Source organism: Nocardiopsis halophila DSM 44494, from assembly GCF_000341245.1.
Taxonomy (GTDB): domain Bacteria; phylum Actinomycetota; class Actinomycetes; order Streptosporangiales; family Streptosporangiaceae; genus Nocardiopsis_A; species Nocardiopsis_A halophila.
Map to the genome: position 1 here is coordinate 56733 of NZ_ANAD01000035.1, position 12307 is coordinate 69039.

The window sequence follows — 12307 nt, forward strand, 5'->3', positions numbered from 1 at the left end:
GCCGCCGCCGGTCCGGCAGGGACCGGCGGCCGGGCGCGGTGCGCCCGGCCGGATGGGCCACGGTCCTGCGGGGACTGTGGCTGATGCGGGGCCTGCCGGCCCCGCAGGGGCGGGAGCGGGGTCAGGCCGCGCCGACGTCGAGGTCGACGCAGGCGTAGAAGGCGTTGGCGGTGTCGGCGATGTTCCACACGGCCAGCAGCTTGGTCGGGCCGCTGTGCCCGCTGAGGTCCACGCGGTGGGAGACGCTGGACGGCGGGCGGGCGCCGCCGTCGTCGAAGGAGGCCACCCGCTGCCCGTCGGCGAAGTACTCCCAGGTGGCGGTGGAGTGCCGGGCGGTCAGGGTCCAGGTGAAGTCGACCTGGGCGCCCACCGGGTGCACCTGCCACCCCTTGGAGTCGTCGTCCAGCTCGGCGAAGCGGCCGTTGCCGCCGCTGCAGCTCTGCAGGCCCTTGGGGCCCTCGACGCTCTGCGGCTCCCACTTGATCTGGCCGCATTCGACGGTGCCGGCCGCGCACTGGGCCTGGCGGCTGGCGGGGGAGGAGACGTAGCCGTGGGCGCTGGCCACCCCGGCGGGCAGCAGCGCGAACAGCAGCGGGGTGGCGGCGGCGACGGCGAGGACCCTTCTTCTCTGTTTCGTCTTCGGCTTCATCTTCGGCCTTTCGTGCGGGGAAGGCGGCGGAGGAGAATCCGCGGGGGTGAATTCCGTGGGAGGCGCATTCACGTCCGCCGAGTGGTCTAGACCGTAAGAAGGGGAGTGATGCAGGTCAAGGGGGTGAGAACCGGTCGGGATCGGCGGAGGAACGGCGGCCGGCGGCCTCGATGCGGAGAATGCCGAACCGGTATCATTCACGCCCGCCCCGCTCCGCCGGGGTGAACGGGCCCTTCGGCCCGGCGCTTGGGGACCGGTCTGCACGGCCCGCCTCCGGGGTGCGCGGGGCGGGCCTTGTGCAGCGCACAACGGGTGACGGGGGTATGGCGCCGGGGTGAGGCCGGCGGCCGAGGAGAAAGGGGCGCGATTGCCCAGGCGCGGTTTGGGCGGCCTGCTCGACGACCGGGAATGGGCGCTGCTGCTGGCCGCCGGAAGCCGCGCCCGCTACTCCTCCGGCCAGGCCCTGATGCGCCAGGGCGACCCCGGCAGCACCGTGCACCTGGTCGCCGAGGGCCAGGCCCGGGTGGTGCGGGTGCGCGCCGACGGCATCACCGTCCCCCTCGCCTTCCGCGGCGCCGGGGAGGTGCTGGGCGAGCCGATGCTGCTGCCCGGCGGGGGCGCGCGCTCGGCCACCGTGACCGCCGTCGGCCACTGCGCCACCGCGGTCTTCCCGGTCGAGCGCTTCCGCCGGATCGTCCGCGAGCACGGGCTGGAGAACGCGCTGTGGGAGAGCACCCTGGTCCGGCAGATGGAGAGCGACACCCTGCGCGCCGAGCAGGCGGCCCTGCCGGTCGAGCGGCGGGCGGCGGGNCCGCACTGCTGTACCTGGCCCGGTCCCTGGGCGTGTCCACCGCCGCCTCCATCACCGACGCGCCGGGCCGCGGCCGCCGCGCGGTGCTGGTGCGCATCCCGCTGTCCCAGCAGGAGATCGCCGACTTCGTCGGCCTCTCGCGCACCTCGGTGGCCACCGCCTACACCCGCATGCGCCAGCGCGGGCTGATCCGCACCGGGCGCAGCTACGTGGCGGTCCTGGACATGGCGGCGCTGGAGGCGCTGGCCGAGGGCGGCGACCCGGGCGGCGGCCCGGGGGGCGACTGACGGGGCGGAGGATCATGCGCTGTGTTCATGAACGAACACAGCCCCGCGCCCGGGTGCGCCAGGCTGGGAAGGGCGGGGCCGGAGGGTCCGGCCGCCGCGGCCGTCGGAGCGGAGCGCCATGGACATCGACATCCCCGAGACCCGCACCAGCCTTCCCCTGCCCCCCTACCGTGCGGTCCTGGCCGTGGACATGGAGCGGTTCAGCCGCACCAGCGCGGTGCACCAGCAGCTGGTCGGGCGCCTGATCCCCGAGGTGCTGGAGCTGGCGCTGACCCGGTCGGGGCTGGCCCAGGTGTGGGCCTCGCCCAGCTTCCCCCGCCACGACGGCGACGGGTACGTGCTGGGCACCGACCCCGGCCACCTGCCCCTGCTGATCGACCCCTTCCTGGACACCCTGCAGCGGGTGCTCGACGAGAAGCGGCCCTGGCTCGCCGCCGTCGACCGCGAGCTGCGCATGCGGATGCGGGTGAGCCTGGGCGTGGGGCCGCTGCCCGACACCGGCGACGGCTCGGGCATCGACGCCATGGGGGACGCGATGATCGACACCCACCGGCTGCTGGACTCCTCGGCGGTGCGCCGGGCCCTGGCCCGGTCCCACCCCGACACCACCCTGGTCGCCGCGATCATCGGCCGCCGCGTCTACGAGGACGTGGTGCTGGGCGGGTTCACCGCCCTGGACGAGAGCCGCTGGGCGCCGGTCGACGCCGAGGTGGCCGGCAAGGGCTACCGGGCCGAGGGCTACCTGTACGTGCCGGTCCCCTCCGCGGTGCGCGGCGGTTCCCGGTGGGGCGGCGAGGAGCCCGCCGCCGAGGACCCCGGAACCGGCGACGGTGCCGACGGCACCGGGGCCGGGACCGCCGCGCCCGCGCCCGGCGGGGGCACCGTGGTGCACAACAGCGTCGGCGAGAACCGGGGCGAGGTCTTCCAGATGGGCGACGTCCAGGGCGGCCTGCACTTCGGGGGCGGACGGTGAGCGCCCCCGCCCGGCCGCAGGCATCGGAAAGGGGGCGCATGCGCCGAAGATGGGGACCGGCCCGCGGCGGCACGGCCCGGGAGGAGTTCCAGGCGCGCATCCCCAGCTCCGACGCGGGCCTGTGCTTCCACGCCTACTTCCGGCTCGCGGTGGACATCGTGGGCGTCGAGGAGATGGAGCGGGTGCGCATCCGGGCCCGGCTCCGCCGCGACGTGCTGCGGGCCGCCGCCACCGCGGCCCGCGCCTTCACCCTGGGCGAGCGCGGCGTGGCCGAGGCCGAGCTGACCTGCCTGCTGCTCGACCACGACCTGTTCGACCACCCGCGGGTGCGGGACTTCACCGTCGAGGTGCGGCTGGTGGGGGCCGACGGCGAGCCGGAGTGCCGGGCGGGCGCCGCGGCCGTGCAGGAGTTCCTGCACGGCCTGGCGCCCGCCGAGCGCTCGGGCGTGCTGGCGGCCCTGGCGGCGCAGATGCGCGCCCTGGACCGCCCCGACCTCGCCGAACGCCTGGTGCGGGACTGGACCGGCCACGACTGAGGCGCCCCGCCCGCGGGAAGGGGGAGGGCATGGGCGCACGAGCACTGCCGCGGCTCCACCACCCGGACAAGGAGCTGTTCGGGCCGGGCGGCCCGACCAAGCGCGACCTGGCCGACCACTGCCTGCGGGCGGCCGCGCGGATGCTGCCGCACCTGCGCGGCCGGCCGCTGGCGGTGCAGCGCTGGCCCGAGGGCATCGAGGGCGACGGCGGGTTCTTCGTCAAGAACCGGTGGCAGGGCACCCCCGACTGGGTCGGCTCGGCGCACGTGCCCCGGGAGAGCGGCGGCGAGGCCGAGGTGCCGGTGTGCAACGACCGGGCCGCCCTGGTGTGGCTGTGCGGGCAGGACGCCTTCCCGCTGCACATCTGGATGAGCCGGGCCGACCGCCCGCGGGCGCCCGACCGGATCGTGTTCGACCTGGACCCGTCGAAGGCCGGGGACTTCGCCGGGGTCCGCTCCGCCGCGCGGGACGTGCGCGCACAGGTGGAGGAGCTGGGGCTGGCGGCGTTCGTGATGACCACGGGGTCGCGGGGGCTGCACGTGGTCTGCCCGATCCTGCGCCGGTCCGACTGCGACGACGTCAAGGCGTTCGCGCGCGCGGTGGCCGAGCGGGTGGCCGGCCGGCGGCCCGGCGAGCTGACCACCGCCGTGCGCAAGGACAAGCGCCGGGGGCGGGTGTTCATCGACTACCTGCGCAACGGGTACGCCCAGCTGGCGGTCGCCCCGTACTCGGTGCGGGCCCGCCCCGGCGCGCCGGTGGCCACACCGGTGGACTGGGACGAGCTGGACGGGCTGGACGCGGCCGACCGGTGGACGGTGCGCACCTTCGCCGAGCGGGACGGCCGGGACCCGTGGAAGGGGTTCGCCCGGCACGCCCGTTCACCGCAGGCCGCGATGTCCCGCCTGGAGAAGGCGCGGGACGCCTGAGGAGGCGGCTCCCAGGAGAATCAGCCCTCTCCCGCCGTGGGGACGGCGCCCTCGGCGATGTCGCGCAGCGCGGCGACGTGCCGCTCGAACGCGGACCGTCCGCCCGAGGTGAGCCGGAGCACGGTGCGAGGCCGCCGCCCCGCCCAGGTCTTGCGCACGTCCACATAGCCGGCCTTCTCCAGGGTGGCGACCTGTTTGGACAGCGCCGAATCGGTGATCTCCACGCTGTCGCGCACCGCCTTGAAGTCGGCCTCCTCCACCGCGGCCAGCGCGGCGACGATGGAGAACCGGACCGGGGCGTGGATGACATCGTCCAGGCGGGCGCGGGGGTGGCCGGTCACCGGTCGCCCCGGGAAGTGCGCAGGACCCAGACCGCCGCGACGGCGAAGGGCAGGGCGGTGGCGACCGACATGGGGACCCACCACGCGGGCTCGGCCTTGAACAGGAGCATGCCGATCAGGATGGTGGCCGTGTACAGCACGCCCCAGGAGCCCATGACCAGGTTGTGCACCCGGTTGAACCAGGGGGCGGTGACCGGGCGCACCGCCGTGTAGGAGACCAGGGCGACGATGGTAGCGCCCATCACCGCCATGACCGGGATCAGCATGTCCACGGACGCGCTGAGTCCGAGGGTCAGGGTGCAGGCGGGGATGACGGTGCCGAACACGGCGCAGTAGACGGCGTACCACGACGACTTGCGGCGCATCCGGCCGGCGGCCTCATCGGCGGCGGCGAGCGAGGCGGCCGCCTGCTCCCGGCCGGGGTGTGCGTCGTCCATAGGGGGTACCTCCGGTGTCCTCTCCCGGTACGAGGTCAGGATTCCACCATTGCAAGTACTTTCCGTATTGGCAAGTACTTGTTCATTCGGAAACCCACGGGTCCGCCGACGCCAGCAGGGCCTCCACCGCCTCCGCCGGGGTCGCCGCCGCGGCGTCGGGCCCGGTGAAGGCCGCGGGGAAGCGCCACTCCAGATGGGACGACCACGCCGCGGCCAGCCCCGCCGCCTTCGCCCCGTGCACGTCCCAGCCGTGCGCCGTCACGACCGCGGTGGCCGCCGGATCGGCCCCGCACGCCCGGGCCGCCGCCCGGTAGGGGGCGGCCGCCGGCTTCCAGGCGCCGGTCGGCCCGGCCTCCACCACCGCGTCCACCAGCCCCGCGCACCCGGCGCGCTCCAGCAGCGCCCGCACGGTGCCGGCGTCGGCGTTGTCCAGCACCGCCACCCGCGCCCCGCTCGCCCGCGCCGCGCGCAGCGCCCCGGCCGCGTCCGGGCGCGGCTCCAGCGCGGCCAGGGCGTCCACCACCCCGGCCGCGGCCGCGCCGGCCACCTGGTGCCCGGTGATGTCGGCGAGCGCGCCCAGGGCCACCGGGCGGAAGGGCGCCGGGCCGCCCGCGGCGGCCAGCGCGAAGCCGTCCCGGAGCAGGTGGTCCCACCACCGCCGCATCAGCACCCGAGGCACGCCCGCCTCGCGCAGGCGCCATTCCAGCGGTTCCAGGGGGACGAGGGTGTCCATCAGGTCGAACGCGAACGCGGCGGGCCGGGGGAGGGACATGGCGCTCCTCGGGGGGTCAGTCGTGGGCCGCACCCTCCTCGGTGCGGTCCTCCCCCCGGTCCCTACCCGGTGCCACCGGCTCCGGCTTGCAGTCGAAGCAGGTGACCACGAAGACCTCGTCGCCGGCGACCCGCCCCACGAAGCGCCCGGGCAGGCCGTCGTCCCCGGCCTCCCGCCCGGTCACGGCCGCGTACCCGATCCGGCCCGAGACCTCGGCCTGCTCCTCGTCGCGGGTGATGCCGGTGCACACCACCCGCATCACCTCCCCGGAGTCCGAGCCCTCCGGGGCCGAGCACTCCAGGCGCCCGGCGATGGGGTGCCCCTTGCGGGAGAACGCCTCCTCGGCCTGCGGGCGCAGCATCGACGCCGACAGCCCGCTCGCGGCGGCCCGGGCCGTGTCCAGCTCCTCATCGGCACCGCACCCGGCCGCCGCGCCGAGGACGGCCACGGCGGCGGCGAAGGCGGCCGCGAGCGGGCGGGGGCGGCGGGGCCGCATCTGCACAGGGTCCACTCCCTAACCTCCTGTGACGGGGCGTGCAGCCACTATCACGCACACCGCAGGCGTGCTCACCGTCCGCCACGGAGGGTCCGCCGCAAGAGAGGGCAATAAGTACGGAACGATCCGGCAAAGTCCCGGGCGGAGGGCGGCCGGGGGTTTAACTCCGTGCAGGGCAGCAACGAACCGGGGTAAAGGACCCTGCAGGGAAGGGGCGCCGCGATGACACCCCCGCGCATCGGCGAGCACGTCCACTACGTCGAGGAGGCCGACCCCGCCGGGCGCTGCCGCCCGGCCGCGGTCATCGCGGTGGCGGGCTCCGGCACCGCCGGTCGGCCGCTGCTCGACCTGCTCGTCCTCGACTACCACCTGGTCCACCGCTACCGGGTGGACCACGACCCCACCGGCCACGCGGGCACGTGGCACCCGCTCTGCCCCTGACCCGTGACCCGGCCGCCCGCGCCCCGGTGCCGATCCCGCACCCCGGGGCGGCCCGGGGCCACGGGAACGTCGGGCGCGGACCCGCCCCGCGCACCGACCCGCACACCGCCGCGGTGCCCGGGTTGCCGACGCGGCCCGGGCTGATAAGGATGTGTCCTCCGGAGCGGCCGCAGGGGAGGCGGCCGCAACGACGGGGAGGGACGCCACCGTGGGGGAGGAACGGCTCGACACCGCACTGCCTGCCGGCGCGGACCCGCAGCGCCATGCGCGCCTGCTGCGGCGGGTGCACGAGGCGGCGCTGACCGGGGGGCGGCCGCCGGTGCCGCCGCGCCCGGTCATCGAGGAGTCCTGGGAGCGGGTCCGGCGCTACGGCGTCGACCCCGACGGCAGGTGCCCCGCACCGGCCCTGCGCACCGAGGAGGTCGGACGCGAACGCGGCGACAGCCCGCTGGAGGAGGTCCTGCCGCTGATCGGCTCGGCGCTGCTGGGCGCCGGGGAGCAGGCCGGGCACGTCATGCTCGTCACCGACCCGCGCGGCGTCATCCTGTGGCGGGACGGGGCCCGGGACATGCGCCGCCTGGCCGACGGCGCGGGGCTGGTGGAGGGTGCGGCCTGGGACGAGGGGTCCACCGGCACCAACGCCATCGGCACCGCGCTGGCGGTGGGGCGCCCGGTGCAGGTGTACTCGGCCGAGCACTACGTGCGCGGTCTGCACCGGCTCACCTGTGCCTGCGCGCCGGTGCACGACCCGCGCGACGGCCGGGTGATCGGCGCCATCGACGTCACCGGCCCCGCGGCCACCGCTCACGCCTCCACCCTGGCCCTGGTCAACGCGGTGGCCCGGCTCGCCGAGTCGCACCTGCGGGGCCGCCACGACGCCAACCTGGAGCGGCTGCGCGCGGTGGCGGCGCCGCTGCTGGCCGGGATGGCCGGCCCCGCCCTGGTCGTCGACGAGAACGGGTGGACGGCCGCCGCGGTCGGCACCGGGCCGGTGCGCCGGGTCCTGCTGCCCCGCAGGGTGGACGGCTCCTCGGCGTGGATCCCGAGCCTGGGCGAGTGTCGGCTGGAGCCGCTGCCGGGCGGCTGGCTGGTACGCCCCAGCGGCCGCGAGGCGGCGCCCGGCTCCCAGGTCGTGCTCGACCTCCGGGGGCCGGAGGTGTCGGTCAGCGGCCCCAGCGGGAGCTGGTCGCACCGGCTGACCGTCCGCCACGCCGAGGTGCTGCTGGTACTGGCCCGCCACCGCCGGGGGCGCACCGCCGCGCAGCTGTCCCAGGCCCTGTTCGGCGCGCCCGACCGGCTGGTGACCGTGCGTGCGGAGGTGTCCCGGCTCCGCCGCCACCTGGGCGGGCTCCTGGAGAGCCGGCCCTACCGGTTCAGCGACCGGGTCGAGGTCCGGGTGCGCGGCGCCGACGACCCGTGCGCCCTGCCCGCCTCCCAGGCCCCCGAGGTCCGCGCGGCGCGGGCCGAGGCGGCGCAGGGCACCGCGGCTTCGCAACGCTCGGTCACATGAGTGCAACCCGCTGCAACGTTTGCGAGGTGGGGGAAGCGGTTGATGGACTATGACCCGTCGGCGCGCGGGAGCGCCGCCGACGACGGACCACGTCCGCCCGCGCCCGTGCCTTGAGGGGGGTTTCGGGAGTGTGCACGCGGGAGGACCTCCCACACGGCGACGGTCCGGGGCTTGGGGGAGCCCCCGGGCCGTCGCCGTCCTGCACGGGTCCCCTCCGCGCGAGTCCCTCCCGCACCGCACGTACACTGGGCCCTTCAGAGCTCGCAGCACGCGGAGGTGGATCGTGTCCTCGGATGATCCCCGGCAGCAGGAGCCCCGCAGGGGCTCGCGCATCGACCCCTACGTCGGCGCCTACGCCGCACGGGCCCAGGGGATGGTCGCCTCCGAGGTGCGCGCCCTGTTCGCCGTGGCCTCCCGCCCCGAGGTCGTCTCCCTCGCCGGGGGCATGCCCAACGTGAGCGCGCTCCCGCTGGAGCGCGTCGGCGACATCGTCCGCCGGGTCGCCACCGAGCAGGGCGCCACCGCCCTGCAGTACGGCTCCGCCCAGGGCGATGCCGACCTGCGCGAGCGCATCTGCGAGGTCATGTCCCTGGAGGGCATCGAGGCCGCCCCCGACGACGTGATCGTCACCGTCGGCTCCCAGCAGGCCCTGGACCTGGTCACCCGGGTCTTCGTCGACCCCGGCGACGTGGTGCTGGCCGAGGCCCCCACCTACGTCACCGCCATCAACACCTTCGCCGCCTTCCAGGCCGAGATCCGCCACGTGGCCATGGACGACCTCGGCGTGGTCCCCGAGGCCCTGGAAGAGCACCTGGAGGCGCTGGCCTCCGCCGGGCGCCGCGCCAAGTTCTTCTACACCGTCCCCAACTTCCAGAACCCGGCCGGGGTCACCCTCACCGCCGAGCGCCGCCGCCGTGTGCTGGACATCTGCCACCGGCACGGCCTGCTGGTCCTGGAGGACAACCCCTACGGCCTGCTCCGCTACGAGGGCGAGGCCGAGCGCGCCCTGCGCGCCGACGCCCCCGACAACGTCATCTACCTCGGCTCCTTCTCCAAGACCCTGTCCCCGGGGTTCCGCATCGGCTGGGCGCTGGCGCCCCCGGCCGTGCGCGCCAAGCTGGTGCTGGCCGCCGAGTCGGCGATGCTCAGCCACTCCACCTTCAACCAGATGGTGGTGGGCCGCTACCTGGCCGAGCACCCCTGGCGGGAGCAGATCAAGGAGTTCAACGAGATGTACCGGGAGCGCCGCGACGCCATGCTCGCGTCGCTGGAGGCGCTCATGCCGCCGGGCACGTCCTGGACCCGCCCCGAGGGCGGGTTCTTCGTCTGGCTGACCCTGCCCGAGGGGCTGGACTCCAAGGCGATGCTCCCGCGCGCCGTCTCCGAGCGCGTCGCCTACGTCCCCGGGACCGGCTTCTTCGCCGACGACGAAGGACACCGCAACATGCGGCTGTCGTTCTGCTACCCCAGCCCGGACCAGATCCGCGAGGGCGTGCGCCGGCTGGTCGGCGTCATCGAGAACGAGACGTCCCTGCGCGACACCTTCGGCACCGCCCCCGCCGCGCCCCGCGGCGAGGGCGAGGCCCCGACCCCCGACCTCCCCTAGTGCGCGGGCGGGACGACGAACGGAAAGAGGACGCGACCGTGGCCGATCTGGACCGGGTGCTGGTGCTCGCCGGCGGGCTCTCCCCGGAGCACGAGGTCAGCGTGCGCTCCGGGCGCCGCGTGGCCGAATCGCTGCGCCGCCTGGACATCGAGGTGCAGACCGCGGACGTGGACGCGGCGCTGCTGGGCCGGCTGTCGGCCGACCCGCCCCAGGCGGTCTTCCCGGTGCTGCACGGCGCCCCCGGCGAGGACGGGGTGGTGCGCGAGGTCCTGGAGGTCAGCGGGGTGCCCTACGTGGGCGCCCGCCCTGACGCCTGCCGCCGCGCCTACGCCAAGCCCGTCGCCAAGGCGCTGGTGGAGGCCCAGGGGGTCGCGGTGCCGCGCGGGGTGGCGCTGCCCAAGGCCGCCTTCCGCGACCTGGGCGCGCGCGAGCTGGTCGAGCGGATCGCCGCCGCCCTGGGCCTGCCGCTGTTCGTCAAACCCGACCAGGGCGGGTCGGCGTTCGGCGCCGCCTCGGTCGCGACCACCGACGCGCTGTCCTCGGCGCTGGTGAACTGCTTCGCCTACGGCGACACCGCCATGGTCGAGGCGCGCGTCGAGGGCACCGAGGTGGCGGTGTCGGTGGTCGACACCGGCGAGGGCCCCGCGGCCCTGCCCCCGGTGGAGATCGTCCCCGACGGCGGAGTCTACGACTACGCCGCCCGCTACACCGCCGGGCGCACCGAGTTCTTCGCCCCGGCCCGCCTTGAGGCCCCGGTCATGGAGACCGCCAAGGAGGCGGCCCTGACCGCGCACCGCGCGCTGGGCCTGCGCGACCTGTCCCGCACGGACATGATCGTGGAGGAGTCGGGCCGGGTCGTGTTCCTGGAGGCCAACGTCGCCCCGGGGATGATGGAGACGTCCCTGTTCCCGATGGCCGTGGAGGCCGCCGGGATGGACTTCGCCGTCGTCTGCCGCGAACTGGCCCACCGCGCGATGCTGCGCGGTTGAGCCCGTAGGGCCGACCGTGCGGGGGGCGCGGCCCCCGGACCGGAGGTCCGCGCACCCCCTGCCTCACGCCAGCGCGCGCTCCAGGGCGTCGCGGACCGTGTCCCTCAGCAGCGTCGCCTTGTACCGGGTGCCCGGCAGCGGCGAGCACCGGCCCGGCACCCCTTCCACGGCCTTCGCCGCCTCGGCCGGGTCGGCGGGCGCCCCCTCAAAGGCCGCCTCCACCTCCTCCAGCCGGACCGGGGCGCGGGCCACCGCCCCCGCCGCGACCGCAGCCCGGGCCACCCGGCCCTCCTCGAGCACCACCCGGACCACCGCCTCCACCAGCGGCCACTCCGCGCGCGAGCGCGCCGTCGCCCTGCGGTAGGCGGACCGCTCCCCGGGCCCGGGCGGCGGCAGCTCCACCGCCGTCAGCACCTGGCCGGGCTCCAGCACGTGGTCGCGGGTGCCGTCGGAGGCGTCGTAGAGCCCGCCCACCGGACGGGACCCCGGCTCGCCCCGGCCGTCGGCGGCCTCGGCCCGCGCGTCGTAGGCCAGCAGCGCCACCGCCAGCGACGACGCGTGCGGCGCCACGCACGGCGCGGTGTCGAAGACCGTGCCGCCCCGGTGGTCGCCCCGGCGCGCCGGGCAGGTGTCGCCCCCGTCCTGGTGGCAGGAGAAGGCCGGGTTGCGGAAGTACCAGCACCGGTTGCGCTGGAGCAGGTTGCCGCCCAGCGTGGCCGCGTGGCGGATCTGCGGGGTGGCCAGCGCCCGCGCGGTCATCGCCAGCCCCGGGTAGGCCGCCTCCAGCACCGGGTCGGCGGCGATCTCGGCGACCGTGGTCAGCGCCCCGATGCGGGCCCCGCCCTCCGGTCCCCAGGCCGTCCCGCGCAGCCCCTCCAGGGATCCCAGGTCGGCGAAGGGCCCGGCCGCCAGCCCGGCGCGCAGCCGGGCCATGGCGTCGGTGCCGCCGGCCCGGGGCTCGGCGCCCGAGCGCAGCCGCTCGGTGATGCGGGTGAAGGCCTCGGTGCTCATGGTGCTCATCGGCGCAGTCCCTCCAGCAGTCGGTCCGGGCGCACGGGCAGGTCCAGGGGGCGGCGGCCGACGGCGTCGCGCACCGCGTTGGCCACCGAAGCGGCCACCCCGACGGTGGAGACCTCGCCCAGGCCCACCCCGCCGCCGGGCACGTGCTCCCAGCCCTCCTCGTGGAAGTAGACCTCGATCTCGGGGGTGTCGGCGATCCCCGGGATCCGGTAGTCCTCCAGGTTGTCGCTGAGCACACGGCCGGTGGCCGGGTCGGTCACCCGCTGCTCGTACAGCGCGTAGCCGATGCCCTGGACCACCCCGCCCTGCGCCTGGTTGCGGGCGGGCCCCTCGGCGTAGATGCGCCCGGCGGCGATCCCCGCCCAGCAGCGCAGCGGCCGCACCTGCCCCAGCAGGGTGTCGACCTCCACCTCCATCAGGTGCAGCGCCCCGGCCAGGCCGCGGCCCAGCGCCATCTCGGAGGCGCGGCGGACGGGGGTGAGGAACCCGCGGCGGGCCCGGGCGCGCACGCCC

The 12307-nt window shown here is 76.1% G+C and carries 16 protein-coding genes; 9 read left to right on the top strand and 7 right to left on the bottom strand.

Annotation, left to right across the window (positions count from 1 at the left end):
- Positions 1–121 precede the first annotated feature (121 nt).
- Positions 122–649, bottom strand: a complete 528-nt coding sequence (locus D450_RS0104300; protein WP_017537444.1) for a lytic polysaccharide monooxygenase auxiliary activity family 9 protein — start codon at positions 647–649, stop codon at positions 122–124.
- A 466-nt stretch (positions 650–1115) separates the two neighbouring features.
- Here D450_RS0104300 and D450_RS29405 point away from each other — a divergent pair, with 466 nt between their 5' ends.
- From D450_RS29405 to ligD, 5 genes are all read left to right on the top strand, one after another.
- Positions 1116–1649, top strand: a complete 534-nt coding sequence (locus D450_RS29405; RefSeq protein WP_449289451.1) for a Crp/Fnr family transcriptional regulator — start codon at positions 1116–1118, stop codon at positions 1647–1649.
- Positions 1577–1747 carry a helix-turn-helix domain-containing protein gene (locus D450_RS35370; protein WP_338037955.1) on the top strand — a complete coding sequence of 57 codons (171 nt, stop codon included), beginning with the start codon at positions 1577–1579 and terminating at the stop codon, positions 1745–1747. The genes D450_RS29405 and D450_RS35370 overlap by 73 nt, the downstream gene beginning before the upstream one ends.
- A gap of 118 nt (positions 1748–1865) precedes the next feature.
- Positions 1866–2720, top strand: a complete 855-nt coding sequence (locus D450_RS0104310) for a hypothetical protein (RefSeq protein WP_017537446.1) — start codon at positions 1866–1868, stop codon at positions 2718–2720.
- A 38-nt stretch (positions 2721–2758) separates the two neighbouring features.
- A complete protein-coding gene (locus D450_RS0104315) occupies positions 2759–3256 on the top strand; it encodes a hypothetical protein (protein ID WP_017537447.1) in 498 nt (165 codons plus the stop codon).
- Positions 3257–3285: 29 nt separating this feature from the next.
- Positions 3286–4182 (top strand): non-homologous end-joining DNA ligase, encoded by an 897-nt coding sequence (ligD, locus tag D450_RS0104320; protein ID WP_017537448.1) that lies wholly within the window; start codon positions 3286–3288, stop codon positions 4180–4182.
- Positions 4183–4202: 20 nt separating this feature from the next.
- Here ligD and D450_RS0104325 read toward each other — a convergent pair whose 3' ends face one another.
- The 4 genes from D450_RS0104325 to D450_RS0104340 form a co-directional block, all read right to left on the bottom strand.
- Positions 4203–4523, bottom strand: coding sequence for a winged helix-turn-helix domain-containing protein (locus D450_RS0104325; protein ID WP_017537449.1), 321 nt, complete (start codon positions 4521–4523; stop codon positions 4203–4205).
- On the bottom strand, positions 4520–4960 hold the full coding sequence (locus tag D450_RS0104330) for a hypothetical protein (RefSeq protein ID WP_017537450.1): 441 nt from the start codon (positions 4958–4960) through the stop codon (positions 4520–4522). The genes D450_RS0104325 and D450_RS0104330 overlap by 4 nt, the downstream gene beginning before the upstream one ends.
- Positions 4961–5042: 82 nt before the next feature.
- Entirely contained in the window at positions 5043–5732 is a 690-nt protein-coding gene (locus D450_RS0104335) for an HAD family hydrolase (protein ID WP_017537451.1), read from the bottom strand.
- A 16-nt stretch (positions 5733–5748) separates the two neighbouring features.
- Entirely contained in the window at positions 5749–6243 is a 495-nt protein-coding gene (locus tag D450_RS0104340; RefSeq protein ID WP_017537452.1) for a hypothetical protein, read from the bottom strand.
- Positions 6244–6450: 207 nt separating this feature from the next.
- On the opposite strand from D450_RS0104340, the gene D450_RS0104345 reads away from it, so the two are divergent.
- The 4 genes from D450_RS0104345 to D450_RS0104360 all read left to right on the top strand — a co-directional run bounded on the left by D450_RS0104345 (position 6451) and on the right by D450_RS0104360 (position 10774).
- Entirely contained in the window at positions 6451–6669 is a 219-nt protein-coding gene (locus tag D450_RS0104345; protein ID WP_017537453.1) for a hypothetical protein, read from the top strand.
- Positions 6670–6877: 208 nt separating this feature from the next.
- Positions 6878–8179, top strand: coding sequence for a helix-turn-helix domain-containing protein (locus tag D450_RS0104350; protein WP_017537454.1), 1302 nt, complete (start codon positions 6878–6880; stop codon positions 8177–8179).
- 283 nt (positions 8180–8462) lie between these two features.
- Positions 8463–9785 carry an aminotransferase-like domain-containing protein gene (locus tag D450_RS0104355; protein WP_017537455.1) on the top strand — a complete coding sequence of 441 codons (1323 nt, stop codon included), beginning with the start codon at positions 8463–8465 and terminating at the stop codon, positions 9783–9785.
- Between the two features lie 38 nt (positions 9786–9823).
- Positions 9824–10774, top strand: coding sequence for a D-alanine--D-alanine ligase family protein (locus D450_RS0104360; RefSeq protein ID WP_026128376.1), 951 nt, complete (start codon positions 9824–9826; stop codon positions 10772–10774).
- A 63-nt stretch (positions 10775–10837) separates the two neighbouring features.
- Here the strand turns inward: D450_RS0104360 and D450_RS0104365 are convergent, their stop codons facing one another.
- Positions 10838–11794, bottom strand: coding sequence for an FAD binding domain-containing protein (locus tag D450_RS0104365; protein ID WP_017537457.1), 957 nt, complete (start codon positions 11792–11794; stop codon positions 10838–10840).
- Positions 11791–12307: molybdopterin cofactor-binding domain-containing protein (locus tag D450_RS0104370; RefSeq protein ID WP_017537458.1), on the bottom strand; the 517-nt coding region annotated here is incomplete at its 5' end. The genes D450_RS0104365 and D450_RS0104370, both read right to left, overlap by 4 nt.

What these genes read in the sequence shown, in the direction of transcription:
- D450_RS0104310 (WP_017537446.1), top strand. Translation starts at nt 1,866, where the DNA reads ATGGACATCGACATCCCCGAGACCCGCACCAGCCTTCCCCTGCCCCCC.
- D450_RS0104315 (WP_017537447.1), top strand. Translation starts at nt 2,759, where the DNA reads ATGCGCCGAAGATGGGGACCGGCCCGCGGCGGCACGGCCCGGGAGGAG.
- ligD (WP_017537448.1), top strand. Translation starts at nt 3,286, where the DNA reads ATGGGCGCACGAGCACTGCCGCGGCTCCACCACCCGGACAAGGAGCTG.
- D450_RS0104300 (WP_017537444.1), bottom strand. Translation starts at nt 649, where the DNA reads ATGAAGCCGAAGACGAAACAGAGAAGAAGGGTCCTCGCCGTCGCCGCC.
- D450_RS0104335 (WP_017537451.1), bottom strand. Translation starts at nt 5,732, where the DNA reads ATGTCCCTCCCCCGGCCCGCCGCGTTCGCGTTCGACCTGATGGACACC.
- D450_RS0104330 (WP_017537450.1), bottom strand. Translation starts at nt 4,960, where the DNA reads ATGGACGACGCACACCCCGGCCGGGAGCAGGCGGCCGCCTCGCTCGCC.
- D450_RS0104365 (WP_017537457.1), bottom strand. Translation starts at nt 11,794, where the DNA reads ATGAGCACCATGAGCACCGAGGCCTTCACCCGCATCACCGAGCGGCTG.
- D450_RS0104345 (WP_017537453.1), top strand. Translation starts at nt 6,451, where the DNA reads ATGACACCCCCGCGCATCGGCGAGCACGTCCACTACGTCGAGGAGGCC.